Source organism: Pseudohongiella sp., assembly GCF_011050365.1.
Classification (GTDB): Bacteria; Pseudomonadota; Gammaproteobacteria; order Pseudomonadales; family Pseudohongiellaceae; genus Pseudohongiella.
The window spans coordinates 71,004-94,373 of sequence record NZ_DRFV01000016.1 but is presented as its reverse complement, the minus strand read 5'-3'; the positions used below and the strand labels follow the sequence as shown (position 1 = coordinate 94,373).

Below are 23,370 nucleotides of genomic sequence, written 5' to 3'. Positions count from 1 at the left end.
GACTCTGGCATTCAGAGGTTCCCTAGGTCAGAAGTCATGCCCCTCAAGATGTCTTTTGGCACTGTTGCGGCACAGTTATCCGGCGCAATATCAGGTCTGTGAAAACTCAAAAATAACCTGAAGAGGCCCGACACATGTATTGGTTACACCAATCCGCTCTGTATCTGCACATCGTTGTTGGCGTCATCGCGCTGATCATGTTCTGGATTCCTGTGGTCAGCAAAAAAGGCGCTCGCAATCACAAACGTTTCGGTCGGATATTTGCCATTGTCATGTACACGGTTGGCTGGTCCGGCGTGCTAATGGCCTCATTCGATTTATGGCGCCCTCTGGTCACACATCCGGTCGCCCAGTCCACCACAGCAGAGGCACAGACTGCCATCAGCGCCGGCATTCGCGCCTCGGCTACATTTCTGCTCTCGCTCAGCATACTCGTGCTGGCGACCACCCGACACGGCTGGTTGGTGATACGGCACAAAGACGACCGCCGCGCTCTGCGCAGACCGGCCCATGTCGCCTTGTGTCTGGCGCTATTGGGCGCGGGCCTGACATTGCTGGTGATTGGCGGTAGCAGTGGCAATATACTAATGCTGATTTTTGGCGCACTGGAAACCTGGCTGGCCATTGGATTTTTGCGTTACAGCTTCAAGGCCGAACTGGCTCACCCCAGGGAGTGGTGGGTAGAGCACCTGGGCTCCCTTATCGGGTCTGGCATTGGCGTGTATACCGCGTTTTTTGTTTTTGGCGCTGCCAGGCTGCTGCAGCCTTTACTGGAAAGTGGCAGCTTTGCCGGTCTGGGTGTGGTGTTTTGGGTCGCGCCAGGTGCCATTGGCGGCATAGCCATAGCCAGACTGAGCCGCAAGTACCGCCGTCGGTTTTCGGCCGAACCAGGCTGAGCTCAGGTGACCTTGTGCCTGACCGCGTAAACCGGATCGCGCCAAACGTCATCCAGCATTATTTGATTAAGTACCTCGACACTACGACCGATATCAACGAAACGCAAATACAGGGGGCTGAACCCGACACGAAGAATGTCCGGCGCCCGAAAATCCGCGATCACGCCATGGGCAATCAAGGCCTGACAAATAGCAAAGGCATGCGGATGCCGATATGCCAACTGGGCGCCACGCAGCGTTTCATCCGCGGGTGAAATCAGTACCAGAGCGGACAACGCCGACGCCTGCTCGACGCCCTGCTTAAACACGCTGGCCAACGCCAGCGACTTCCGCCGTAGCTGCGCAACGTCGACACCGGCAAACGCATCCAGCGCCGCATCCAGAATACTCAGAGAGACGACAGGGGGCGTGCCACTGAGAAATCCGGCAACACCCGGCGCCGCCCGGTAGTCATTGTCAAATTCAAAAGGCGCCTGATGCCCCATCCAGCCAGTCAATGGTTGTCTGACTTGCGACTGATGCCGCTCGGCAACGTAAAGAAATGCAGGAGCACCCGGGCCACCGTTGAGATACTTGTAACCACAGCCAACGGCAAAATCGACCTTGCACGCATCCAGCGCAACCGGCACTACGCCGGCGCTGTGCGCCAGATCCCAGATGACCAGGATGCCCCTGGCATGCGCCTGGGCCGTCAGCGCTTTCATGTCATACAAAGCGCCACTGCGAAAATTCACATGTGACAATACCAGCACGGCTACATCACCTGTCATAGCCGCCTCTATGCCGTCATCTGCGACCAGACGCAGGGAACATTTGTCAGCGCCCAACAGACTGCCCAGCCCCTGCACCATGTAAAGATCGGTCGGGAAATTGCCCTGTTGCGACACCACCACATGCCGCCCCGGCCGCATCATCAAGGCGGCACTGAGGAGTTTAAACAGGTTGACCGAAATCGAATCACAACAGATGGTCTGGCCCGGCGCAGCGCCAATAAGTCGGGCAATTTTTTCACCCGCGCTGAGCGGAAGATCGATCCACTGATGCAGGTTCCAGCTCTTGATCAGATCCTGACCCCATTGCTGCTCGACGACCTCGCGAGCGCGCTGTTTTGCCGACACCGGCAAACAGCCCAACGAATTGCCATCCAGATAGACCTGGCTGGCTGGCAGCTCGAAGTCTGAAAATTTGCCCGCCAGAGGATCCTGTCGATCCATCTGTACCAAAGTGTCGCGAATGTTGCTAGCGCTCATAGTACGTACCCGGACCCTGACTCATTGCGCCAATACGCTTTGCAATGTTGACAACAGCACCCTGAAGCTGCGCGTGCCGGGATGCACCCAATCAAAATGACCACCACCTGCAACAAAAAGAGTACGGGCACCGACCATCAATCCCTGGTTCACGGGGACCAGAATATCGGAGCTGCCGTGAAGCAGCACCGTCGTCGGATGTGCCAGATGCTCGCGGGGATTCGCTTCGCGATACGCGTCCGGCCGTTCTTGCGGCGTCCCTCCCATGAAGCGGGGCGTTGCTATCTGACAGCTGTTGCTGCCAGTGGCGTAGGCCTTGATATCGCTAATGGCTGCCAGACCCAGGACCGCTGTCGCAGCAGGGCTATCGCGACCGGCGAGCAGCGCAAGATGGCCTCCGGCTGAGTGTCCGGCAATAACAAACCTGTCGGTATCCAGCGCAAAGCGGTCCAGCGTTTTTATATGCGCGATACCGGACATAACATCGTCGAAGGTGCCCGGCCAACCGCCGCCGGCATCGCCGGTGCGGCGGTATTCCAGAGACCAGACTGCATAACCTGAGTCCGCCAACGCTGTGCTCAACGCATACGTGTGGGCAATATTATAGGCATTGAGCCAGCAGCCACCATGAATCAACACCACTACTGGCGGCCTGGTGTCGCCCTCAGTCTCATCGGTTGCGAGAGCAGGCAGCCACAACAGACCAAACTGCAGTGCGTCGTCACCATAGGCAATACGGGCATCGGGCTCACGATAACGCAAGGACTCTACTGCGCTATAGGCGACATTACCGTTAACCGGTTCATAAACCAGTTCTTCGGCCACAATACAGGCTGGCACGGTCGATAACATCAAAGCAGCGGCAACAATACATAGCCCGGGCCTGATCAGCTGCAAAAAGGTGCTCTTGGACATAAACGAAACTCGTTAGTGGACGATAACCGATATACGGTCGGGTATTATACTGACATCATCATTGGATACCACGAACGACGCTGTTTTGGTACTTGAATTTCGGACGCGGCCAAGACACTATACTGCCTTATAAAAAAATGAATTACCCGAATTTGAATGTCGGGATAAAAAACACGGGGATCAAATGGATCAACAGGAAGCAGTTGACTCGATTGCCAAAGACCAGAGGCTGCGCCTGAAGCGCATGACCTGGGGGTTTGGCTCACAGGTCAGTACCTGGCTGGTTATCGCCGGACTCTATCTGTTTGGCATGATTCCAGGGCTGCCGATAGCGATCTATTTCCTGCTTATCCTGGCGGCGAACCTCGTTTTTGTCGCGCTGATCCAATCCAATATCAATCTGCGCTTTAAGGACCCCAGCCTGACCGCAGCGCAAATTATCACACCGATCTGGCCGGCTGTTTTTGTTATGTTCTTTGTTGCCGACCCGCAAGCGCGAACAGCCTTTCTGTTGGCCGCCACCAGTGGCATGATGTTTGGTTCATTTGTACTGACGCGCCGCGGCATGTTATCCGTTGGGGCTTTCATTCTGACCAGCTATCTGGCTCTGCTGACAGCTCTGCACCTGTTTGCTCCCGAGCGCATGGACTGGCGCGTAGAGCTCATTATCGTGTTCACTTATGCCTCGGTGTTACTCACCGTAGCCTATCTGGGTAGCTACATAGCCAGCATTCGCCTCAAATTGAAGGAAAAGAATCGTGAACTGGCGGAGCTGGCCGCTTGTGATCCGCTCACACAACTGCCAAACCGTCGCTCGCTGATGAGCCAGCTGACACAGGAGGTTGCCCGGGTTGAACGGCGTTCGGCAGATGAGCATGAGCTGTGTGTCAGCATGCTCGACGTTGATCATTTTAAACGTATCAACGACACCTGGGGCCACGATGCCGGCGATGCCATTTTGTGTCGCATCAGCAATGAGTTACGTAAAATCATGCGGCAGGGAGATTTTCTGGGCCGGTTTGGCGGTGAGGAATTTATTGTCATACTGCCAGAGTCCACGCTGGAGGCGGCGCAGCGCACGGCTGAAAGAATCCAGGACTGTGTTGCCAGCCTGGCATTCCCCGAACTGCCCGATGGCGAACGCATCACCGTGTCCCAGGGGCTGGCGATTTACCAGCCCGGCGAACGCATTGAGACCACGCTGAAACGCGCCGATGAGGCACTGTACATCGCCAAGGAAAACGGCCGCAACCAGATTATTGTCAGTGACATTCCGGAGCGGACTTAAAGGATTTAAACAGCCGTGAGCGAGGTTAAACAGCCCTGAGCGAGGTGAAGCAGCCCTGAGCGAGGTGAAGCAGCCCTGAGCGAGGTTAAACAGCCTTCAGCGGAATGAGATTATCATCTACCGCAAGCTCGGGCAGCGCCGGCAACGGAATACCCAGATTGTTCTTCTCGAATACCCGGTCAGCCCGATAGCTGGAACGCACCAGCGGGCCGGCAGCCACTTCCATAAAACCCTTCGCCAGCCCCAGCTCCCGATACCGGTTAAATTCTTCCGGACTGACAAACCGCTCCACCTTCAGGTGATTCCGCGTCGGCTGCAGGTACTGCCCCAGAGTCAGAATATCCACCCCTATGGCACGCAAATCATCCATGGTCTGCAAAATTTCTTCTTCGGTTTCACCCAGCCCCAACATCAGACTGGTTTTGGTGAGCACGTTGGGACGGTGCTGCTTGGCAAAGGCCAACACATCCAGCGTTTTCTGGTAACCCGCGCGCGGGTCGCGTACCGGATGAGTCAGTCGCCTGACGGTTTCCACGTTCTGGGCAAACACTTCCAACCCCGACTCCACGACACGGGCCACTGCCTCCGTGTCGCCACTGAAGTCAGGCGTCAGCGCCTCAACCGTCACCTGCGGGGTGCGCGCCTTGATGGCTGCCACGCAGGCCGCGTAATGCGCCGCGCCGCCATCGTCCAGATCATCCCGGTCCACCGAGGTCAGCACGATATACCGCAGCCCCATCAGCTCAACTGATTTGGCCACATGCTCAGGCTCGTCCACATCCAGCCAGCCGCCGGGGTTGCCGGTATCCACTGCGCAAAACTTGCAGGCGCGTGTGCACACCGAGCCCATGACCATGATGGTGGCAGTCCCGTTATTCCAGCACTCGCCAATATTCGGGCAATGCGACTCTTCACAAACGGTACTCAGACGGTTCTCACGCACGTTGGCCTTCACTGCTTCAAAACGCTCACCACCCGGCATGCGTGCGCGCAGCCACTTGGGCTTGCGCGTCACGGGCACAGCCTGCTCCACGGCACCGGACGATTTCTTCACGCCATCCTTGATCGCGGTGAAGCCCTGCTCGCTGCGGAATTTGCTGCCACTGGGAATGGAAGGCGGGCGTTGCTGCTGACTCATCTGAACCTGATCCTGTGATCAAAAAACCAATTCGGCCATGATACCGCATTTACGGCCCCACCATAAGGGCACTGCCGTGGGGGTGCGGGTCTCGGGTGGTGGCGAATGTCGCGTCGCCGGTGGTGGGGGTGCAGCTTGAGGAGACGCCCGTGAACCCATCCATGGGGGGCTCGGATGCGACCGTCCAAGGGTCGCATACGCTCCACAAGCTGCACCCCACCCCGACGACTCGGCAGTGTGAACCCGAACTAGATAAACCACCGGCCTAAAACACGATAACTGGATGAATCGGGATGGAGCGGGATGATACCGGACGAAGGATATCGAAATCCAGTTGCACTGGGTGAAACTAGTTCCAGCAGGTATGAAAGCGAATTATTTTACTTAGGAGGCCGGCGACGCTGGGTTTCTAGGCGCTCCCTTACTTGCCAAATTACAGATAATCACCGTGATCACGAATACCTGGAAAATGTTGTTTGCAAAAGAGCCCAACAAAACCTTTATTCCCCAAGGCTCCGACAGCGAGGAAAGGGCTACCAATGATAGTCCAGCGGTGACCACCAGACATACCAAAGTCAGGTAATAGATAAAAAAGAACACTTCCAAATTGCCAGCATTCCTGTACCGCTGATACGACTTGCTGCCTGATACCGAAAACAAGATCGTAATCACGGCAGCCAGAAAGCCGAGCATTGTGAAGGAGAAGCCTGCAATAATGCCTGCTATGGAGTTGGATTCTGCACTCAGCCCCAATGCAATATTAGGCCAAATTGTCGTCAGGCACCTGTAACCTAGCCACAGCAGCGGCCCAGGCAGGAGCATGAAAATAAGCATTAATAGCTTGAGGCGTAGCTTGTTGGGTGTTGGCATCATTCACATGCTCATTGACTTTTTCTTGAAGCAGTTGGTTGGTTTGGACTGCTAGCCTAATATTCTCCGATACTTCTTGATCAGAGCCCTTTTTTACCATGTCGGAGATCGCTCCTTTCCCCGTGATAAATATGTCACTCAGATGATCGGCCGCATTTTCTTTCGCTCGAACCATAAATCGTTCAACCCCGTCAGCGGGCAGATTCTCGATAACTTTACGGATAGCAGGGTCAATACTCTTTCGTGATTGGGGCTTGAACGTAATCTCTATACTGCCAACATTAGTGAAATCCTGTACATCACCACCAAACAGATCTCGGAGTTCCCTAAATATAGTGTTCGCGTTGTTGATCTCTATCATTGCTTTGCCATGTATCGGCATCTGGACCACGTCGGCTGCAGTCGCTTCATGGAGTAATGGTCTCATGATGAACTTGTAATCGGCCAGGCCTAGAGAATCGAAAATATCGTTAATAAACTTGCCGAATGAAACAGCCTTGGGGGCAAGCACGGTCGATGCAAAACCGAGATAGCCGTCCCCAACTACCAAATACGACGCGAACCCCAGTTTTTCATGCTCTTCGAGCAAATCGAAGATACCGGTGACCGTGAGATCGGTCTCTTTGATTTTTTTGATAATCTCTTGGGATTTTGACATCAGATACAGATATACGTTCTGACGGATTCTGATTAGGTAGAGGCTTTCACCTCCATAGTGGAATCGGCTCTTAAATTCAGGGGCATCCAGCTCGTAAAAAGCGCTGAGGAGTGGGTTGATGTCGAAAACGAACTGCTCTTCGTCGGAGTGTCTCTCTACCAGGTACCCGTAATAGTTCAGCTTCACCCACTGCCTCCGTTATTCTTATGATTGGCAATGCCTGCAGATATAACCGGGCAAGTCCCAGCTCTGCAGGTCATCAAGGTCAAACGCAATTATGAAATATTGTTGTCAAGAATGAAACTAATATTGGCCAACCTACCCATTTGGGTAATAGCGAAGTCCAGTCAAGCGTGACTGATATCCGGAAATGCGTAGCTCATGCTGCCGGCACAGAGGCAGGCTCAAGCTCGTCTCTGTGCCCTACTTCCGGATAATCCAATAGGTAGATCAGCCACTTATGGTCATCTGGCTGGCTAGGCGTTGGCCTCTGCGGCTCTTGCGCCAGCGACAAGTTCTTTATGTAGCAGCTCCACAAGAAACACCTCAACGCCGAAATTGTCAGTGAGGTCACGGTTTCCGGCATTCCAGCCAACAGTGCCTCCTTGAGAGTCGATATAGAATTCATCGACATCGACACCTACTTCATCTTCAGTGGCCTGGACGGATTTCTTCATCACAGTCACTTTACCGACAAGGCTATATCCATCTGAGACGGCCTTAACAACGCTGGTAAACTGAAAATAGTAGTGCCAGGACAAGAATTGAAACCTAAACTCGTCGCGTTCCGGCTGCGGGGTGACTTCGGCAGCGCTGAAAGCACAAGCGTGACCCTGTGAAATCTTGCTCTTACCACTTTGGATCACTTTTAAGATTGTATCGGGAATGGTTAGAAACACCATTCTGAGTCCGGCGTAGCTGTCCTGCCAGCGACTTAGATCTTCGTCCATATCGTGGATATTTCGTGCCATCGTCTCTCTCCAAACTGTGGTATGTGGTCTGCACTACATACCAATTGGACCGTAAAGTAAAGTTCAGAAAAAAGTGCACACAGCTGCTATAAAACTTAGAGAAAGCGCAAAATTCGCCAGCAGGAAGCACGCTGTAGCATTGACCCGGCTCCGGCCGGGTATTTTTTGACCTAAATTTTCTAAGTTCGTCAGCGACCTTTTTAAACGGGTGCTATCATCATTTCACTTCCTTAACGCTAGCCAGCTCACAGAGGTAATTTGATGATCACGATAAGTACAGAACGAGGGTTTGTAGAAGTAGAGTCGTGGGACGAAATTGAGTCCTTACCAGGCTTTACTGACAATCTGAATGCAACAGATAACGCTCTGGAGGCCATAATTGGTAGGTATGTCTTTGCAAGTAAGCAGCATTGCGGCCTATCCCATTGCCATACGCCACACAACAAAGGTTACGTCGTATCGACTCAGACGGGACTTGTGACAAACATTGGCACTGTCTGTGGGAAAATCAATTTCGGTGTGGAGTTCGACCAGCTTACCAAGGTGTTTGAAAGGGATAGGACTGCTCAACTCAACAGGGAGATTGTTGGATCATTCCTCTCGCAAGAAGAGCGCCATAGCGAGTCGCTAGACAAAGTTCTAAATGAGGGAGGATCAGCGGTCTATCGCAATGTACAGGCGCTGATCACGCCGAGCAAAGGGTGCCCAAATGCTGTGGCGAAATTGTTGTCCAAAATGGTACGTGATCAGAGGCACGAGCTCATTCGTGTCAGACAGGCAACCATGGAAGAAAGAGATACGGCCTCGGTGATGGGAGCTGGAAAAGCAAGCGAAGAGCATATTGTCGAAGAGGTTGTTGGGGCCCTCTCCGGTATTGAAATTCTATACTCAAAGAACGATCTGCGGGACCTGCTCGTGCTCGACCTTCAGGCCAAATTTCGTGAACTGCTTGAGTTGGATATCGATACCATGGAGCACCGTAGTCTGCGGGATTGGTCAGAATGGTGTCAAGGTTTTGAAAGGAAGATAGAGCGCGCTGAGGGTATTGTGGCTATAGGCATGCGATTTTTGAGCCCTGGCAACTTAGAGCAAATATCACTGGTGCTGGATGGTGATGATGATGCCTTATACCGTAAACATCTAAGCCAGGTAAGGAGGCTCTCGCTGACGACTAACCAGCTCGACTCCTGATGTCTCGGTCAATTCATTCCTGAAAAAGCTTGTGCTGGCGCTTGTCGCGCTCCTGCTGCTTCACGGATTTGATGATGCGGTAGATGACAGGCACAGCCAGGCCGTGCTTTTTGGCCAGCTGGTGGTGGTTGGTACCATTGAACTCGTTGTAGATATCCAGATTCCTGGCTGACAGCTCCACCAGGTCGGTTTTCTTGATGTATATCTGTTGCCCACCCCAAGCCGATCGGATCTCCTGGGCGATGCGGCCGGCCAGCTCGTCTGCACGCTCGGCCGGCACGCCGTCGCTGCAGATCAGCCTCGCGGCGATCTGATGTAAGTCGATCAGTATGTCGTCATCCTGTTGGATCTCAGGAACTGACATCGCGGAACTCTCCATTATTCCCATTCAATGTGGCAGCGTCGGCACCACTGCTTGAGCTGCTCTATCACCTTTCCGGCCGCATACTGCGGCAGGAACTCAGGTGCGCTGTATCCTCTACCACTATTGAATTGAGTGGTAAAGTTTTCCACCCAGGCGCACAACGATTCTTTGCCTGGGCTCTTGATCTCGCCGGCGTCTTCCAGGGCACGCCACAGGACATGTATCAGTCCCAGCTCTCCCTGGGATAGCATGCCTGGTGCCCGCTCAACGCGCCGTGGCCGCTTCTTCGTGCTCTTGGGTACGAAGCCCTGCTGTCGCAGGTGGCGCAGCACCTTGGCGCGCTCACGGTCGGTCATCGCATCGGCGCTGACGCTGGTTTTGCCGGTGACTGACATCAGCATCTGGCGGTATGTGCTCAGCACGCCAGCAGCCTCGTTGCCATCATCGTCAGCGATGCCCAGCTGCTTGATGGCAACCTTGATCATGGCGATGTCGCTACGCGGATTTGCCACAGATCACCTCGTCAAAAAGCTCCTCAAAGCTCATGTTTGCCCGAGCCCTGGCACCGGTACCTGTCGGTTTTGCTGTATACCAGGTCAGCTCACGATCGCCGCCTGAAATGGCGACTTCCACCTCATCATGTGCCAGGTTGAATGCCTTGCAGGCGGCTCGTGCTGCTGCCTGCGCAGGGCTGGCCGTGCAGCTGGCTTTGATGTCTGTGCCGTCGACCTTGGCGTTGTAGGTGCCGTTGCTGTCTTTGACGCAGATCCTCATGCGCGGGCACCTCTGATGAGATTGGTGAGTGACTTGAGCAGACCAACCCGGCCGATGGCTTTCTTGGGTGCAGATTGAATGCCGATCAGTTCCTCGGCTGGGCCCTGAGGATCCGATTCATCGCTGGCGGTAACCACCACGTGGAAGATCTGCAGGGTGCTACCATCAATGAAGCTGTAGTCGCTGACACCGACGTCATCGTAGTGCCACTCGCCGATGCATTGATCGCGCGCATCCGAAACCAACGCATCGATGTCGTATGCTGAAACACCAGGTGAGCCCACGTGGCGACGATTTTTGAGCGCTATTTCCTGGGCGATGCTCATGATTCCCCCTGATCGTCGTCCGGCCGCTCGGTACCGGCCTTGGATCCAGTCAGCTTTCGCCATACCCAGACAAACGGGAACACGAAAATGAGGTAGGCGACGGCCTTGAGGATCTGTTTGCCCAGCTGGTCTGCGTTATCCATGGGTCACCTCTTCAGTCGCTGTCTCGGCCTCGACTTCATCAGCCCGTGCCCGCAGCCAGGCCGCACACTCTGCGTCGGTCATTTCCGACCAGGCGCGATTGATCGCACCGTCCGCCAGCTCGCGAGAGTTGGGGTAAGTAAACAGACAAATGCCGTTCGATCTTGAAACGAGGATCGCCTGCTTATCACATGTTGAAATGCCACTCATGATCTCTCTCCTGGGGACGCTACGCGTCCAGTGACGTTGATTGCTGCTGGTTGCGCAGTTTGATTACCCGGGTGACCGCATCCTTGAGACCCATAGCCGCCACAGCGGCATCACCTGGTGAGAACCGGAAGCGGCTGCGAGGCAGCATGACCGGAGGCTGGACATTCGCCACTTCCAGGAACACTGGTCGGGCAACAACGTGCTCTGGCAGCGAGGCGTCGATGCACACAAACACCACCATGTTGAGTCCGTCCTGGGCGTTGCCCACGTTGGACACGACGAACGGCATGTCGGTGCCTGGGTACCAGTCGGCATCTTTCTGCTTTCCTGGGATAATCAGCTTCAGAATCGCTTCTGCTGTCGTAGCGCTTATAGTTTTGTCGTGCGAGTGCAGCCGTGGCAGCTCCGGTGCGGCCTTGGGCGTGCGCTTTCCCGTCAGTACGAAAAGAATGTCGACACCCGCCTCGTGTAGCCTGAGAATGTATTCCGCGTTAGGAGCGCGTTTACCACCTTCGTAGTTTTGCTGTGCTCGAATCTTCACTCCTGCAACTTCAGCAAGCTGAACCTGCGTGAGCCCGAGCCTATCCCGCTCATAACCAAGCCGCAGTCCGATGACAGGTAGTAAAGGACGATTCATATCTTTGCTCGCTGGCATGCTCAAGCCCCCGCAATATCAAGTGGGATCAGCTTGTACTGATCAGTCTCACCGACCCGCTCATAGACGCGAATGTAACTCTTCGAGCCGACCACCTGCAGGGCATCACTGATCGCATCCATGGCCCGGTTCCAGCGTGGGTCATCGATGTTGTGCCGGCGCAGGGCAAGCACTCGAGCAGTGCGAAGTTCGCCATTGCGATCAGCGCGGAAAGCATCGTTGACCATCATCATCAGGCCTGGGTGGGCGTCCTTGCTCCAGTCGCGCAGACACTCGTCAATCAGTTCCTTGGCGGCGTAAAGACGCTCATCGAAAACGATATTGTCAGCGTTGGCGCGTAGCACTTTGTAGCGGCCGTCGAACGAGAGCAGCGTCAGATTGCCTTTTTTGCCGCCCAGGGAGACCCCGTACTGCTCGGCTGACATCTCGACGAATGCTTCGATGTCGCCGTAGATCGACGCCTTCACGGTGCTCAGCAGTTGACTGACATTTCTGGCCTTGGCAACGATCTCCATGGTCAACTCATCGCGCGCCAGGTCTATCGGTTTGATGCCAGACTCTTTGACCAGGTCGCCGCGCGCATTTTTGCGGTAGCCTTCGGGAATAGCGTTTTGCATGGTCATGCTCCTCAGTAGAAAATGGGGTCAGGCGTGTTTCAGGTGGGTGCCGCGTGTCTGCCACTTGCGAGGCTGCTTGCGGGTGGCCATGGAGCTGGTGATGCGGCCACCGCTGTTGCTGATCGTCTGGTACCGGCTCTCCAGGGCAGCGAGTTCTCTGTCCTGCAGCTGCTGCAGCTCCTCCGCCTCCAGCTCCTCGCGCAGCAGCCGCTCATACACCACGACCTGTGCCGGCAGCAGCGGCCGCACTTCTGGTACATCCTTGGCGGGATAGAAGAACAGCACCTGCAGGTAGCCGCGCGGGTTGGTCATGAACTGCGCAAAACTCAGGCCGAAGCGCCTGGGTACGTTGTTGAGCACAAACACGTTGGCCCAGTGCTCGACCGCCGCATTACCCCGGAAATCATCTATCTCTGCCAGGTAGTGCAAGTCTGGCTGCGAGTCGTCCTGCTGGGCCCCGGCCATCAGCCAGAACCCAAACAGGACCAGTAGGCCGGTTACCAGCAGCACCGCCAGATCGAGCCACTGGGCAAACGTCAGCGATTGCATGAGAGATTGCATGGTTACAATTCCTTGATCAGTTCAGCATTGATTTTCGCCATACCCAGCTCAGCGCAGGAGTTCATGGCAGCGGTCACGCAGTTGTTCACGATCAGCGGGTACATCATGTTGACTGGCACCCGACTCGTGCCCCTATGGACGCTGAGGCGCGCCCGGATGGCATCAAAGGCATCTTTCTCGAAGATGTCCGCCAGGCTGCGGCCGACCCGTTTGAACTTCAGCTCCAGGTATTTCTCCAGGTTGCCGTTGAGCGGCTGCAGCTCGATGATTTCGCACCGGCGCGACACTTCGCGGATCTCCGGATGGATGTGTTCATTGAGGGTGTTTTTCAGCTCGGGCTGGCCGACCAGGATGATACTGATCAATTTCTTAAAGCCGTCCTCCAGCTCCCAAAACCGCTTCATAAATTTGAGCGTCTGGATCGGCACGTCGTGTGCCTCTTCGATCATGATCACGTGAGCGTTGCCGCCCCGTGCTGATTCAGACAGCAGCACTTCGATCTGCCTGGCTTTTGCTTCCAGCGACGACTTGGGCCGTACATCCATGTCAGCGAGAATCGCATCACAGATGCTGCTGGCATTGATGCGCGATTTGTCGATAATCCTGGGGAACACAACCCGGATATTCGGATCCTCGCGGTTGATCCGGTCCAGCAGATCCCGGCGCAAAGTGGTTTTGCCTGCACCACTCTCGCCAACAACAGCGATGAACCCGCCGCGCTTGGCAGTCTGGTACATGGCCCCGCGAACGTACTGCTGATCGGGCGACATAAAGACATCATCCGGGCATGTCACATCATCAATAAATGGATCATTGAACAGTTTAAAAAGCTGTTTGGCTTTCTGGCTCAGCATCTCGTTCTCCGGTAATTCTTCGTTGATAAAAGCAGTTTTTTTCGATGAGTCGACAACTGGGTTAGCTTTACGCATGCGGACCAGGTGGCCGTGGTAAGTCACTGGCGTGTCATCCTCATCGAACTGCCACAGCGTCTTGATGTCCTGCGTTAATGCGCCGCATTGGAGCATGTGCTCCTCGGTGGCTCGGCGAATCATCTGGTGGTCATGATTGGTGGGCCAGTTGTTGTGGTTGATGATCTCGCACAGCGTGCTGGTCGGGATCCCGACTACGCGGTGCAGTTGGACCTGGCTAACACCGAGGCGAAACATCACGCGTTTCAGCATCAGGGTGGCGCCAGGGATGTGTGTAACGGTGTTTGGTGCTGCCATTGCTCTCTCCGTCATGGTCAGTGTTGCGGGTTATTTCACCAGGGCCAGTTTCGCCTCCGGCGGTCCATTAATCAGCTCAACGAGCTGGTCGTACTCATCCACTGGCACACCACTTGGGTACCGGTCTCTGATGATCTGGTTCTCCTCGGGCGAGAGTGATCTGCCCAGGGTGGAGCGAATGCGTTTGCAGGCTTCGATGATCGACAGCGGCCTGGTTTCCATCGTGTTGGTGTTGGGAAGTTCGATATCCGTGCCCAGGCGCGGCATGTAGGAAGGCTTGTACACGTTGCCCAGATGGCTGTGCGCATCAAGGCCACCGAACGGCGCCACGTTTTTGCGCCTGAGCTTTTCGATTTCCTCATCCGTTTTTTCCGGATAAGCATTGCGGATGGCGTCTTTGCGATTGGCGTCCTGAACGCTGTCCGGCATCGACTGGAACTCCTCGCCCCAGACCGGCGCGTCCACACGGAAGCCAGACAGATCATTGAACTCGACCGGCGACACACTGAAGCTGTGCTTCTCATCCTTGTAATCGGTAGCAATCACCTTCACCTGCCGATCGCCAAAGACCAGCGGACACACGTCCACTTTTGCACCAGGGTGGACAGCAGGCAGACCACGCAGATCATAGGTCAGCGATCTGTCAGCCTGCGGGTGTTTAAAGCTGATTGTCATGGCCTGACTGACCACTCGTGACTGCGGCGCTGAGGCCAGCAAAGTGCGGCACAAGGCGATATCGGGCAGTATTCGAAGTTGCTCTTTACGGATGGTCTGCCACAGCGCAAAACGGGCAAGCGGCTGGGCCATCCCATCGCGAGCCAGACGGCTGTCAAAATACGGTATGGCATTTGCGTTGAAGGCGGTCGACCAGCGCTCAGCGGCTTCATTAAGCTCATCGACGCTATGCACCGGCTGGAATCGCAAACGGCTCTCAAAGAGCTTCTCCACCAGGTTGTTGCCACCTTCAACCTGACCTTTAACGCGGGCGTTGTGTGCCTTGTGAGGGATATCTTTGACATCCAGCGCCGTCAGCGCATTCTTGATCGCAGAGGACGTGTTGGCACTGCCTTTGTCCCAAATCAACAGCGTCGGGACACCGTGCATCGGCCTGCCAGCCATCTTCGCCCAGCACCACAACAGGAAGTCCCACAGGTTGGCTTGCGTCTCGCCAGCGCTCTGGTAGTAGCGCACCAGCACTGTCCCTGAGTAGTGATCGGTCAGCACATATCGCCACACCCGAAGTGAGGCGTTGCGCTCGATATTCTGAGGTTTGTTTTTGTAGAACTCATCGTCACTGGCGAAGCGCTGGACATCCTGCCCTTTTTTACCAGGCAGGTAGTACAGCACGCAGTACGAGGGGTCTACCTGGTGCACATGGTTTGGGTGCAGCGACTTCATTTGAACGTGAGGCGTTGCCCGCTTGAGCGCTGGCGCGTTCATCTGCCTTTTGCGCAACAGCCGGTTCAAGTGGCCGTTGCTGACTTCGAAATCACGGCCGTTCGCCTGCAGCATGCTGCGGGCATTGGGCACATCCATGATGACTTTGCCATTGGCTCTGATGGAGGTTACAACCACCGCTGCCAGATCACTTAGCATCTGGTCACTCACAGTCGTTGTGCCGGCATCAGAGCGTTTTTTACGACCTGAGCTCCAGCCGACTTTTTTGAGGTGCTCGTAGACCTTGTGCGGTGACCAGCCAAGCGCCTCAGCTACCTGTTCAACCTCAGCACGTTTGCTGCCATGAGGCGCGGTGTCGAGCCTCATGGCCAGCTGACGAATGATATCTGTGGCTAGCTGGTTCATGCCTTTAGTCCTCAGAGTGCTCAATAAAGTTGCCACCATGCGCTGGCATATAGACTGAGAGGTTGAGTCCGAACTCAGCTTCTAGCTCGCGGAAATATTCGCCCAGAGTCGAGATGTGATCAGCGAATGGTTTGACGATCGCTTCCATCTCCTGTTTTGAGAGATCGAACTTTTTGGATTCTTCCTGGATTTGTTCGATCTGTGTGCGCAGGTGATTTATTTGCTGGATGGCACCACCAGCCATGATGGTGACGTTAGAAGTGATTTCAGAAACCACCCCGTCCCACTTCTTGACTCGCAGCTTTCGCTCATCAAGTTCCCTTTCGAGAAGGTTGACCTTTTGCTCCTTGCTTGCCAGTAGGCGCTCTTTCACGTCGGCATCCTCTGCGCGCAGTTCGCGCTCAGCTCTCAGCGCTGCCTTAAGCTCCCGCACTGACATCTTTTCGATATCATCCAGCTTCAGGCCAGCAACCGTGCCACCATCACTGAGGGCTTCCAGATCTTCATCATCTTGGGTCAGAAGTGCAAAAAGCTTTGTGCTGCCCAAATGCGTAATCGATTTCGCATTTGCCGTGCCAAACTTGATGGAAGCTTTCATCATTAGCTGGGCTGTGCGAGGTTCCAGCCCGATTCGTTGAAGCGAGGACAAAAACTGACCGTGGCCTTCGTGCTCTTTGATTACTACGAGCCTCTTGCCGGCCTGTACCATGGATTCTGCACTTTGACCCAAATAGAATCTTGTCTCGTTCTCCAGGCGTGTTATGTCGTAAGGCAAGCTGTCGCCGTATTGCTTGTCTATCACCACCAGGTTCCGATCATGCTCAATTTGCTCCCCGTGCCAGGCAGCTTCGGCCTGTTGCATGTCCTTCGGGGTCTCTGTAACGAATTCAGGGCCGATTTTCTCTGCGGCTGCAGTTTCCTTCGGTCGCCCTGGTTTGCGTTTTTCATTTGCGTCAGCTGCCATGATGTCTCTCCTAAAGTGGGTTGCGTGAAAAGCGTTGCTCGATCTCTGCAACAGCGGATTTAACCCGCGCCATGCCCTCAGCATGGGCGCGCGATATCTGAATGATCTTGGGGCCGAGCCGCCACCGGCCCTGCATTCCCGGAATCTGCTCAACAATGCCAATGCGCTGCAGTGAAGCCAGGTCGCGGGTAATTGTTGGGCGAGAGACGTTTAGGGCATCGGCCAGCTCTGAATTGCGTAGCCCATGAACCTCATGGCCAGCCATGGCCGTGATCATTTGGCAAACGCGCTCATGAATGTTCTCAGCCATGTCGTGGTGACTCCTGGCCAGCGCCCTGGCGAATTCGATGTTGGTGCTGAGTGTGCGGGTGCGGTCCATACATCATGGTTCCGGCCGCTTTCTTCGGTGCATAGGTGTTGCGGCTTTTAGATTGCTTCGGTTGTGATCGACGCTTCACTGGATCTCCTCCTCAAATAAACTCAGCTCAGGTGTGTCGGCTTTTTCCACATTCGCCCGGTGCCATGCCAAGTTCTCCAGCGCACCGGTCAGGGCGGCGATACAGTCGTCCTGGGACAATTGGGCATCATGGAATTTGATCAAAGCGCCGACAGCGCTTGTCAGGCTCGATTGAAGGGCATTGATGTCGCGGGCGTCCGCCTTCGATCCGCTCGGGATTTTCAACGTTAGGTACTGGGCTGAATGAGCCATGTAACGGCTGACGAAACTGGCGCCGCAGGCATGCTCAAAGGGTCTTACCAGCACTGCTGGCATCCGTCCCTCGGCCATCCATTTGTACAGTGAGTGGTGGCCAGCCAAGCCCATCAACTCTGCAATACGCTCTACAGACAGGTTCTTTTTTTCCCTGGCACAGCCCACACACAGCTCCATCGCATGCGTAATACTGGTTGGTTGGACCTTGTTCCAATTTATTCGCGACATTAGAAATGTCCTCTGGAGGCGTGTTCTAAACAAAAGCGGTTTTGCGCTCTATCCGCCGCGAACGGCCGGCTATAGGCTTGTCTCAAAAGCGTCGGAGCGACGCATTTGGTAACGAAGACGGAGAGCGAAATGGCGAACTTGAAGAGGTTAGAAAGGTTGGAGACTCTGGCACTTAACCAGGCTTTGATTATCGGGCAGTTGACACAGGCGATAAGCGCAATGATGCCTCCATCTGTCCGTGAGAGGGCCCTGGATCGATCAGCTGAGGTGTTGCTGGAGCTGATTTTTACAGACGGTGTGCCGCTCACTGCTCTGGAGCTGTCAGTCGATTGGCGGCGGCAGATTGCAGCGCCTTGCATTATGCGGACCGCCGAATAACGCCTTGAGATTGAAGGCGCCTGGCCAGCTCGGCATCACGCTGCTCGGCAGTTGTAAGAGGGCCATGATAAAGCGGAACGTCGGGGAAGACACTGTCGACTGGTCGTTCAATGGCAGTAGCAATGGCAATCGCTACACGGTGGTTTCTGCGCTTCCGCGCCACTACAAGGGACACATAGGATGGTTGAACATCGAGCAGCTTGGCTATGCGGGACAAGCTATAGCCGTGCTGTCCAAGCAGTTCTCGAATACGCTCGGTATTCATGGTGCTATACTCCTGTTTTGTAATTTCCCTGATTCGCAGCAGGGTAATAAAAGTAAACTTACAAGGTGACTATTCTACAAAACTGTAGAATAGTCAATATTAAAATGAAAAATATCACGTTAATTGTAGAAATAGCAGGCCGAATTAAGGAAGAAAGAGAACGGCTAGGCTATCTGCAGCCTGAATTTGCGGCTCAAGGAGCCGTGGCGAGGAACTCGCAGTCGAGGTACGAGCTGGGAAACGGTTCGCCTTCGGCAGATTATTTGGCGCGAATTGCACGGCTAGGTGCGGATGTGCAATACATCGTAACCGGGGTCAGGAGCGAGAATCTGCATGAGATCGATACAGCGGAAAGCAGCTTGCTTAATATTGCTGAGGATGGTGCAAAATACGCGCTCACCACCAGCAAAGACCTCGATATGGACCTGATGAACAAAATTGTGCAGGGTATCTGGGCTGTGATACTAGACAACAAAGACTACGAGACGTTGCCGCCAAAGGTGTTTTCTAAGGCCGTGTCGATCATTTATCAAAATAAAACGCTGTCCAACAGCCGCACTGCGCCAAGCGTCGATACAGTAAGGTCTGTGCTTGATGCGTTGATCATGGTAGAAATAGAAGACTGAGCACGAGAGAGCAATCCACATTTAATTGGGCGCTTTTCGCCGTGAGCCCGCATCGATGAGACCGCTAATGAGCAATATCAAGGTTATCGCCGGGCCATTCGTACTTGGCGCCGCTCGCGTGAAAGACGAGAAAATACTCTTCCCAGTGGATGGTGAATTTTGGCCCGAAGAAATCAAAATCAGTGATATTGAATTCGAGATCGCCACTGAAGAGACAGTCAAGAAAGCGGCAGGGACAGTTGGATGGGGTGCCGCTGGTGCGCTGGCTTTGGGTCCAGTGGGACTCTTGGCTGGCCTGCTACTTGGTGGTCGTAAAAAGGAAGTCACGTTTATAGGTAAAATCGTCGATGGACGTAAGTTTCTAGCGTCGTCCGACAATAAAACATACGTAAAGCTCCGTGCGGGCACCTTCTGATTTGTGCTTTATCCCCATTTACTAACTTAGGTTAAAAGCCTCCTCCCGCCCCGCGCGATTAGGATCACTCCAACATAGGAGTGATTCTACCCATGAGCGCCAACGCGTTTCTCGCAGCACTGCAGCAGACCCTGAAAAAAGAGGGCCGTCTGGTTGACCATAAGGCTGACCGGGGTGGCGTGACTGACTATGGGATATCGCTGCGCTTTCTGAAAGGTCTGCCCGACCTGGACGGCGACATCGATGGCGACGGCCACGTGACCGAAGCAGACATCACCGCCCTGACACCTGGTGAAGTCGCCCGCTTGTATCGCAAACACTTCTGGGACTACTACCGGCTCGACGAGATCAATCATGATCTGGTGGCCATCAAAGCCTTTGACCTGTTGGTCAACATGCGCTCTAAACCTGCCGTGAAGATCATCCAACGGGCGCTGCGTGCTTGCAATAAACCGGTGCTTGAAGATGGCCTGCTGGGCTCCAAAACCTTCGCCGCCATCAACGATATCCGTGATCAGCTCAACCCGCTGGCTGCCATGCGCTCAGAAGCCTATGGACATTACCGGCTGATCATCGCTGCCGATCCTACCCAGGGCGTCTTTCACAACGGCTGGAAAAACAGGGCTTACTCATGAAGATCCTCTCATTCCTGGCAGATGCCATCACGCCGGTCACCTCGCTGATCGACAAAATGCACACCAGCGATGGTGAGCGTCTGGAGCTTCGAGCGCAGATGCTGAATCTGCAGAACACCGTTACAGGCCAGGTGCTGGAGTACGAGGCGAAGATCCTGGAGTCACAGGCCAAAGTGATCATGGCCGAGGCCCAGGGTGAAAGCTGGCTGCAAAGATCCTGGCGCCCGATCGCCATGCTCACCTTCCTGGTCCTGGTGGTATGCGACTCCTTTGGCTTCCTGGCGTTCCGGCTTTCTGACGAGGCATGGGACCTACTGAAGATCGGCATCGGCGGTTACGTGGTCGGGCGAAGCGGCGAGAAAATTGCACCACACGTTAAAGGCCTCTTCACAAAGGAAACTAAGTAATGGAGCTGGTAGACATCCTGAAAATTACGGTGCCGATCATCCTGTTTATGATCGCTGGGATGGGCGGCGCTCTGAAATGGATTTTCATGCGCGAAGAGAGCAGGAAAGCGCAAGAGGCGAAAAGCCAAAAAGAGTATTGGGGCACGGTGAATGACAACCTGCAGAACCTGGTGAGCCAGCTGGCTGGCCAGGTGCGCGAGAACAAAGGCGAGTTTTCCACAGCGCGAGAGCGGATGGAGGCGCGCATCTCCGATGTCGACAAACGCCTGCAGGAGTTCCGCGAGCAGGTGGCTGGCGAGTACATCAAACGAGATGATTGGTTGGAGCATGCGCTCAACCTTGAGCGCAAGGTGGATGAGCTACGCAAAGACTTCAACCGGGAAATCCAAGATCTGATCAAAGCGGTCAGCAGCAGAGGAACAACAAATGGGACTCAATGATATGGAAACTCAAAGGCACCGGCTGCGTCGATTACGCATCCTGCAGGCGCTGTCCCAGAACAGGCCAGAGCCAATCGGTGATGGCCTGATTGCGCAGGTGCTGCGCGGCGATGTGGATCTGAGCTTTACCAAGTTTAACATCCGCAACTCCCTGGACTACCTGTCAGAGCGTGGCCTGGTGATCATCACGCTTCGCAATGACGATCGCTGGATGGCGAAGATCAGCGCCGATGGCGTTGACTTCCTGGACGGCCTTGGCGATCGCCATCTGGGTGTTGCTCATCCGGAAGATTTCTGATGCCGGCCGTCAGCAAAATACAGCAGCTGCCATCAGAGGTGAAAGCCTGGCTTGACTCCAAGCTTGTGGCCAACGCCTTTGGCAACTATGACGAGTTGACCGAGCAGCTCAATGGCAAGCTGGCAGCCCATGAGCTGGAGCTGACGGTCAGCCGGTCGGGCCTGGGCATCTACGGCAAAACCCTGAAAGACCGGATTGAGAAAATCCGCTCCAGTACAGCAGCTGCAAAGCTGCTGAATGAGACCATGGACGATGAAGGCGATGCCCTGGGCATGGCCAACGTCGCGCTCGCCCAGGATCTGATTTTCCAGCTGATGAACCAGTACGATGCGGATGATCCGGACCAGAAGATCAACGTGAAGGAAATCACCATGCTGTTCCGCGCCCTGGGCAACATCAGCCGGGCGTCCCTGCCACAAAAGCAATGGGCCAAGAAAGTGCGTGAGGAGCTCGCGCGCAAAACCGCCGAGGCGATCAGCGAGATCCAGGCTGAGGCCGGGTTGTCGGATATGCAGTTTGAGCGCGTGCGCGCCAAATTCCTCGGGATAAAAATCGATGGCTAATCTGAGCGCCGCGCAGCAGCGCGAGCTGCTGGACCAGGTCGATGACATTCAGCGCGAGCGCGTTGGCCAGTTTAACGCCAGCGAAGTGCCTGATGTTCTATTGCCGTATCAGATACGCTGGCACCAGGACATGAGCCCGGTGCGGGTACTGGTCAAGTCCCGTCGTATTGGTGGCACTTGGGGCTGTCTGGCTGCAGAGGCGACCCTTGAGGCTGCGCACCGTAATGGCATGAACCAATACTACGTCGGCTACAACAAAGAGATGGCGGCTGAGTTCATCGGTGACTGCGCCAGTTTTGCCAAAGCTTACCAGGTGGTCGCATCAGAGATTTCCGTTTCCCTGGACAAGTCTGTCATTGATGACGAAGACAAAGACATCCTGCGCTACCGGATCCGCATGGCATCTGGTCATGAGATTGTTGCCCTGTCCAGCAAGCCGTCAAACCTTCGTGGTCACCAAGGCCATGCCCGCCTGGATGAAGCGGCTTTCCATGATGACCTGCAGGCGCTGATCGATGCGGCCATGGCGTTCCTGATCTGGGGTGGCCGGGTTGATATCTGCAGCACACATTTTGGTGATGGCAATCCCTTCAATCAGATCCTGCGCGAGATCGAAGCCGGCAAGCTGAAATACTCGGTGCACAGGGTCACCTTTGATGAGGCGCTGGCTCAGGGATTCTACCAGCGCATCTGCCTGGTCAAGGGTGAGCTTTGGACCCAGGAGAAAGAGCGCGAGTTCCGGGACAAGATCTATGCGCTGTATGGCACGGCCGCTGATGAAGAACTCGGTTGTATACCCTCGGCCGGCAGCGGTGCCTATTTCACGCGGACGTTGATCGAGCAGTGCCAGGATCAGACTATCCCGGTGCTGCGTTTCACCAAACCCGCTGAATGGGTTACAGACGACAGACGTATTGAACAGGCTGAGCAGTGGTGCCGTGATGTCCTGCAGCCGGTGATCGACAACATGCCCACGCATCAGCGTTCGGTGTACGGACAGGACTTTGGCCGCGACGGTGACCTGTCGGTTCTCTGGATCATGCAGTCCAATGGAGTGAGGCGCTGGCGTACGGCGTTCATGCTGGAGCTGCGCAAAATCCCATTTGATGTGCAGCGCCTCATCATGTTTTTCATCATCGACCGCCTGCCGCTGTTTCACCACGCTAAGTTTGATGCCAGGGGCAACGGCCAGTCACATGCTGAAGCAGCACTGCAGGAGTACGGCGAGCAGCGCATCGATTGCGTGATGGCCACCCCGAAGTGGTACAGCGAGTATTTCCCCAAATACAGATCGGCTTACGAGGACAAAACCATTCTGGTACCCAAGAGCGAGGATGTTATTGCTGACCATCGCCGGGTTGTGCTGCACCAGGGCAGTCCGCGCATGAGTGATGGCCGCGATCGCGGCAGCGATGGCATGTACCGACACGGTGACTCTGCTATCGGTGGTTTGCTCGCCTGGGCAGCAGCCCTAGAAGAAACAGAACCAGCAGCTGGCGCGAACATCGAAGCATCACTTGATCGACTGCTGCCATCGCGGATGGAAAACCGCCGCCGTACCACAATGTTCCGCTGATTTGCCCGA

At 54.9% G+C, this 23,370-nt stretch carries 31 protein-coding genes; 11 read left to right on the top strand and 20 right to left on the bottom strand.

The window, feature by feature from the left end; translation table 11 throughout:
• Positions 1-134: 134 nt before the first annotated feature.
• Complete coding sequence (locus tag ENH71_RS13500) at positions 135-896, top strand: hypothetical protein (protein ID WP_294134180.1); 762 nt, start codon at positions 135-137, stop codon at positions 894-896.
• Positions 897-898: 2 nt separating this feature from the next.
• On the opposite strand, the gene kynU is transcribed toward ENH71_RS13500, so the two are convergent.
• Both kynU and ENH71_RS13490 read right to left on the bottom strand, forming a co-directional pair.
• On the bottom strand, positions 899-2,146 hold the full coding sequence (gene kynU, locus ENH71_RS13495; protein ID WP_294134176.1) for a kynureninase: 1,248 nt from the start codon (positions 2,144-2,146) through the stop codon (positions 899-901).
• A 21-nt stretch (positions 2,147-2,167) separates the two neighbouring features.
• Positions 2,168-3,061: an alpha/beta hydrolase gene (locus ENH71_RS13490; RefSeq protein WP_294134172.1), complete on the bottom strand. Its 894-nt coding sequence runs from the start codon at positions 3,059-3,061 to the stop codon at positions 2,168-2,170.
• A gap of 184 nt (positions 3,062-3,245) precedes the next feature.
• Between ENH71_RS13490 and ENH71_RS13485 the strand changes: the two genes are divergently transcribed.
• Complete coding sequence (locus tag ENH71_RS13485; RefSeq protein WP_294134169.1) at positions 3,246-4,349, top strand: GGDEF domain-containing protein; 1,104 nt, start codon at positions 3,246-3,248, stop codon at positions 4,347-4,349.
• 85 nt (positions 4,350-4,434) lie between these two features.
• On the opposite strand, the gene lipA is transcribed toward ENH71_RS13485, so the two are convergent.
• From lipA to ENH71_RS13470, 3 genes are all read right to left on the bottom strand, one after another.
• Positions 4,435-5,487 (bottom strand): lipoyl synthase, encoded by a 1,053-nt coding sequence (gene lipA, locus ENH71_RS13480; RefSeq protein ID WP_294134165.1) that lies wholly within the window; start codon positions 5,485-5,487, stop codon positions 4,435-4,437.
• Between the two features lie 760 nt (positions 5,488-6,247).
• Positions 6,248-7,201, bottom strand: coding sequence for a RexA family antiphage protein (locus ENH71_RS13475; protein WP_294134162.1), 954 nt, complete (start codon positions 7,199-7,201; stop codon positions 6,248-6,250).
• A gap of 290 nt (positions 7,202-7,491) precedes the next feature.
• Positions 7,492-7,986 carry a hypothetical protein gene (locus ENH71_RS13470; RefSeq protein WP_294134159.1) on the bottom strand — a complete coding sequence of 165 codons (495 nt, stop codon included), beginning with the start codon at positions 7,984-7,986 and terminating at the stop codon, positions 7,492-7,494.
• Between the two features lie 261 nt (positions 7,987-8,247).
• On the opposite strand from ENH71_RS13470, the gene ENH71_RS13465 reads away from it, so the two are divergent.
• Positions 8,248-9,177 (top strand): hypothetical protein, encoded by a 930-nt coding sequence (locus tag ENH71_RS13465; RefSeq protein WP_294134155.1) that lies wholly within the window; start codon positions 8,248-8,250, stop codon positions 9,175-9,177.
• A 13-nt stretch (positions 9,178-9,190) separates the two neighbouring features.
• On the opposite strand, the gene ENH71_RS13460 is transcribed toward ENH71_RS13465, so the two are convergent.
• From ENH71_RS13460 to ENH71_RS13390, 15 genes are all read right to left on the bottom strand, one after another.
• Positions 9,191-9,541 carry a Mor transcription activator family protein gene (locus ENH71_RS13460; protein ID WP_294134153.1) on the bottom strand — a complete coding sequence of 117 codons (351 nt, stop codon included), beginning with the start codon at positions 9,539-9,541 and terminating at the stop codon, positions 9,191-9,193.
• Positions 9,542-9,555: 14 nt separating this feature from the next.
• Positions 9,556-10,053, bottom strand: coding sequence for a regulatory protein GemA (locus ENH71_RS13455; RefSeq protein WP_294134151.1), 498 nt, complete (start codon positions 10,051-10,053; stop codon positions 9,556-9,558).
• The gene (locus ENH71_RS13450) at positions 10,037-10,315 is read right to left on the bottom strand and encodes a hypothetical protein (RefSeq protein ID WP_294134149.1); all 279 of its coding nucleotides are present in this window, start codon (positions 10,313-10,315) and stop codon (positions 10,037-10,039) included. Before ENH71_RS13450 ends, ENH71_RS13455 begins: the two co-directional genes overlap by 17 nt.
• Positions 10,312-10,641: a hypothetical protein gene (locus tag ENH71_RS13445; RefSeq protein ID WP_294134147.1), complete on the bottom strand. Its 330-nt coding sequence runs from the start codon at positions 10,639-10,641 to the stop codon at positions 10,312-10,314. Before ENH71_RS13445 ends, ENH71_RS13450 begins: the two co-directional genes overlap by 4 nt.
• Entirely contained in the window at positions 10,638-10,784 is a 147-nt protein-coding gene (locus ENH71_RS13440) for a hypothetical protein (protein WP_294134144.1), read from the bottom strand. The genes ENH71_RS13445 and ENH71_RS13440 overlap by 4 nt, the downstream gene beginning before the upstream one ends.
• Positions 10,777-10,992, bottom strand: a complete 216-nt coding sequence (locus ENH71_RS13435; protein WP_294134139.1) for a hypothetical protein — start codon at positions 10,990-10,992, stop codon at positions 10,777-10,779. Before ENH71_RS13435 ends, ENH71_RS13440 begins: the two co-directional genes overlap by 8 nt.
• A gap of 19 nt (positions 10,993-11,011) precedes the next feature.
• Positions 11,012-11,629, bottom strand: coding sequence for a helix-turn-helix domain-containing protein (locus tag ENH71_RS13430; protein ID WP_349768637.1), 618 nt, complete (start codon positions 11,627-11,629; stop codon positions 11,012-11,014).
• 20 nt (positions 11,630-11,649) lie between these two features.
• Positions 11,650-12,264, bottom strand: a complete 615-nt coding sequence (locus tag ENH71_RS13425; RefSeq protein ID WP_317622389.1) for a DUF3164 family protein — start codon at positions 12,262-12,264, stop codon at positions 11,650-11,652.
• Between the two features lie 27 nt (positions 12,265-12,291).
• Positions 12,292-12,825: a hypothetical protein gene (locus tag ENH71_RS13420; RefSeq protein WP_294134122.1), complete on the bottom strand. Its 534-nt coding sequence runs from the start codon at positions 12,823-12,825 to the stop codon at positions 12,292-12,294.
• A gap of 2 nt (positions 12,826-12,827) precedes the next feature.
• A complete protein-coding gene (locus ENH71_RS13415) occupies positions 12,828-14,051 on the bottom strand; it encodes an ExeA family protein (protein WP_294134120.1) in 1,224 nt (407 codons plus the stop codon).
• A gap of 30 nt (positions 14,052-14,081) precedes the next feature.
• Entirely contained in the window at positions 14,082-15,854 is a 1,773-nt protein-coding gene (locus ENH71_RS13410; protein ID WP_294134118.1) for an integrase, read from the bottom strand.
• Positions 15,855-15,858: 4 nt separating this feature from the next.
• Entirely contained in the window at positions 15,859-16,818 is a 960-nt protein-coding gene (locus ENH71_RS13405; RefSeq protein WP_294134116.1) for a DUF3102 domain-containing protein, read from the bottom strand.
• Between the two features lie 10 nt (positions 16,819-16,828).
• Positions 16,829-17,197, bottom strand: a complete 369-nt coding sequence (locus tag ENH71_RS13400) for an HTH domain-containing protein (RefSeq protein ID WP_294134113.1) — start codon at positions 17,195-17,197, stop codon at positions 16,829-16,831.
• A gap of 75 nt (positions 17,198-17,272) precedes the next feature.
• The gene (locus ENH71_RS13395; RefSeq protein WP_294134105.1) at positions 17,273-17,758 is read right to left on the bottom strand and encodes a hypothetical protein; all 486 of its coding nucleotides are present in this window, start codon (positions 17,756-17,758) and stop codon (positions 17,273-17,275) included.
• Between the two features lie 358 nt (positions 17,759-18,116).
• On the bottom strand, positions 18,117-18,401 hold the full coding sequence (locus ENH71_RS13390) for an XRE family transcriptional regulator (RefSeq protein ID WP_294134103.1): 285 nt from the start codon (positions 18,399-18,401) through the stop codon (positions 18,117-18,119).
• A gap of 104 nt (positions 18,402-18,505) precedes the next feature.
• On the opposite strand from ENH71_RS13390, the gene ENH71_RS13385 reads away from it, so the two are divergent.
• The 8 genes from ENH71_RS13385 (at position 18,506) to ENH71_RS13350 (ending at position 23,361) form a co-directional block, all read left to right on the top strand.
• Complete coding sequence (locus ENH71_RS13385; protein WP_294134100.1) at positions 18,506-19,027, top strand: helix-turn-helix domain-containing protein; 522 nt, start codon at positions 18,506-18,508, stop codon at positions 19,025-19,027.
• A gap of 67 nt (positions 19,028-19,094) precedes the next feature.
• Positions 19,095-19,442, top strand: a complete 348-nt coding sequence (locus ENH71_RS13380; protein WP_294134096.1) for a hypothetical protein — start codon at positions 19,095-19,097, stop codon at positions 19,440-19,442.
• A 92-nt stretch (positions 19,443-19,534) separates the two neighbouring features.
• Positions 19,535-20,077, top strand: coding sequence for a glycoside hydrolase family 108 protein (locus tag ENH71_RS13375; protein ID WP_294134093.1), 543 nt, complete (start codon positions 19,535-19,537; stop codon positions 20,075-20,077).
• Positions 20,074-20,484 carry a 3TM-type holin gene (locus tag ENH71_RS13370; RefSeq protein ID WP_294134091.1) on the top strand — a complete coding sequence of 137 codons (411 nt, stop codon included), beginning with the start codon at positions 20,074-20,076 and terminating at the stop codon, positions 20,482-20,484. Before ENH71_RS13375 ends, ENH71_RS13370 begins: the two co-directional genes overlap by 4 nt.
• Positions 20,484-20,924, top strand: coding sequence for a hypothetical protein (locus ENH71_RS13365; protein WP_294134087.1), 441 nt, complete (start codon positions 20,484-20,486; stop codon positions 20,922-20,924). Before ENH71_RS13370 ends, ENH71_RS13365 begins: the two co-directional genes overlap by 1 nt.
• Positions 20,911-21,222 carry a hypothetical protein gene (locus ENH71_RS13360; RefSeq protein ID WP_294134085.1) on the top strand — a complete coding sequence of 104 codons (312 nt, stop codon included), beginning with the start codon at positions 20,911-20,913 and terminating at the stop codon, positions 21,220-21,222. Before ENH71_RS13365 ends, ENH71_RS13360 begins: the two co-directional genes overlap by 14 nt.
• The gene (locus ENH71_RS13355) at positions 21,222-21,785 is read left to right on the top strand and encodes a phage protein Gp27 family protein (RefSeq protein WP_294134082.1); all 564 of its coding nucleotides are present in this window, start codon (positions 21,222-21,224) and stop codon (positions 21,783-21,785) included. Before ENH71_RS13360 ends, ENH71_RS13355 begins: the two co-directional genes overlap by 1 nt.
• A complete protein-coding gene (locus tag ENH71_RS13350; RefSeq protein WP_294134079.1) occupies positions 21,778-23,361 on the top strand; it encodes a terminase large subunit domain-containing protein in 1,584 nt (527 codons plus the stop codon). The genes ENH71_RS13355 and ENH71_RS13350 overlap by 8 nt, the downstream gene beginning before the upstream one ends.
• The last annotated feature ends 9 nt before the right edge of the window (positions 23,362-23,370 follow it).

Coding starts and splice junctions, on each gene's coding strand:
- ENH71_RS13500 (WP_294134180.1), top strand. CDS start 135: ATGTATTGGTTACACCAATCCGCTCTGTATCTGCACATCGTTGTTGGC.
- kynU (WP_294134176.1), bottom strand. CDS start 2,146: ATGAGCGCTAGCAACATTCGCGACACTTTGGTACAGATGGATCGACAG.
- ENH71_RS13490 (WP_294134172.1), bottom strand. CDS start 3,061: ATGTCCAAGAGCACCTTTTTGCAGCTGATCAGGCCCGGGCTATGTATT.
- ENH71_RS13485 (WP_294134169.1), top strand. CDS start 3,246: ATGGATCAACAGGAAGCAGTTGACTCGATTGCCAAAGACCAGAGGCTG.
- lipA (WP_294134165.1), bottom strand. CDS start 5,487: ATGAGTCAGCAGCAACGCCCGCCTTCCATTCCCAGTGGCAGCAAATTC.
- ENH71_RS13470 (WP_294134159.1), bottom strand. CDS start 7,986: ATGGCACGAAATATCCACGATATGGACGAAGATCTAAGTCGCTGGCAG.
- ENH71_RS13465 (WP_294134155.1), top strand. CDS start 8,248: ATGATCACGATAAGTACAGAACGAGGGTTTGTAGAAGTAGAGTCGTGG.
- ENH71_RS13460 (WP_294134153.1), bottom strand. CDS start 9,541: ATGTCAGTTCCTGAGATCCAACAGGATGACGACATACTGATCGACTTA.
- ENH71_RS13450 (WP_294134149.1), bottom strand. CDS start 10,315: ATGAGGATCTGCGTCAAAGACAGCAACGGCACCTACAACGCCAAGGTC.
- ENH71_RS13445 (WP_294134147.1), bottom strand. CDS start 10,641: ATGAGCATCGCCCAGGAAATAGCGCTCAAAAATCGTCGCCACGTGGGC.
- ENH71_RS13440 (WP_294134144.1), bottom strand. CDS start 10,784: ATGGATAACGCAGACCAGCTGGGCAAACAGATCCTCAAGGCCGTCGCC.
- ENH71_RS13435 (WP_294134139.1), bottom strand. CDS start 10,992: ATGAGTGGCATTTCAACATGTGATAAGCAGGCGATCCTCGTTTCAAGA.
- ENH71_RS13430 (WP_349768637.1), bottom strand. CDS start 11,629: ATGAATCGTCCTTTACTACCTGTCATCGGACTGCGGCTTGGTTATGAG.
- ENH71_RS13425 (WP_317622389.1), bottom strand. CDS start 12,264: ATGCAAAACGCTATTCCCGAAGGCTACCGCAAAAATGCGCGCGGCGAC.
- ENH71_RS13420 (WP_294134122.1), bottom strand. CDS start 12,825: ATGCAATCTCTCATGCAATCGCTGACGTTTGCCCAGTGGCTCGATCTG.
- ENH71_RS13415 (WP_294134120.1), bottom strand. CDS start 14,051: ATGGCAGCACCAAACACCGTTACACACATCCCTGGCGCCACCCTGATG.
- ENH71_RS13410 (WP_294134118.1), bottom strand. CDS start 15,854: ATGAACCAGCTAGCCACAGATATCATTCGTCAGCTGGCCATGAGGCTC.
- ENH71_RS13405 (WP_294134116.1), bottom strand. CDS start 16,818: ATGGCAGCTGACGCAAATGAAAAACGCAAACCAGGGCGACCGAAGGAA.
- ENH71_RS13400 (WP_294134113.1), bottom strand. CDS start 17,197: ATGGACCGCACCCGCACACTCAGCACCAACATCGAATTCGCCAGGGCG.
- ENH71_RS13395 (WP_294134105.1), bottom strand. CDS start 17,758: ATGTCGCGAATAAATTGGAACAAGGTCCAACCAACCAGTATTACGCAT.
- ENH71_RS13390 (WP_294134103.1), bottom strand. CDS start 18,401: ATGAATACCGAGCGTATTCGAGAACTGCTTGGACAGCACGGCTATAGC.
- ENH71_RS13385 (WP_294134100.1), top strand. CDS start 18,506: ATGAAAAATATCACGTTAATTGTAGAAATAGCAGGCCGAATTAAGGAA.
- ENH71_RS13380 (WP_294134096.1), top strand. CDS start 19,095: ATGAGCAATATCAAGGTTATCGCCGGGCCATTCGTACTTGGCGCCGCT.
- ENH71_RS13375 (WP_294134093.1), top strand. CDS start 19,535: ATGAGCGCCAACGCGTTTCTCGCAGCACTGCAGCAGACCCTGAAAAAA.
- ENH71_RS13370 (WP_294134091.1), top strand. CDS start 20,074: ATGAAGATCCTCTCATTCCTGGCAGATGCCATCACGCCGGTCACCTCG.
- ENH71_RS13365 (WP_294134087.1), top strand. CDS start 20,484: ATGGAGCTGGTAGACATCCTGAAAATTACGGTGCCGATCATCCTGTTT.
- ENH71_RS13360 (WP_294134085.1), top strand. CDS start 20,911: ATGGGACTCAATGATATGGAAACTCAAAGGCACCGGCTGCGTCGATTA.
- ENH71_RS13355 (WP_294134082.1), top strand. CDS start 21,222: ATGCCGGCCGTCAGCAAAATACAGCAGCTGCCATCAGAGGTGAAAGCC.
- ENH71_RS13350 (WP_294134079.1), top strand. CDS start 21,778: ATGGCTAATCTGAGCGCCGCGCAGCAGCGCGAGCTGCTGGACCAGGTC.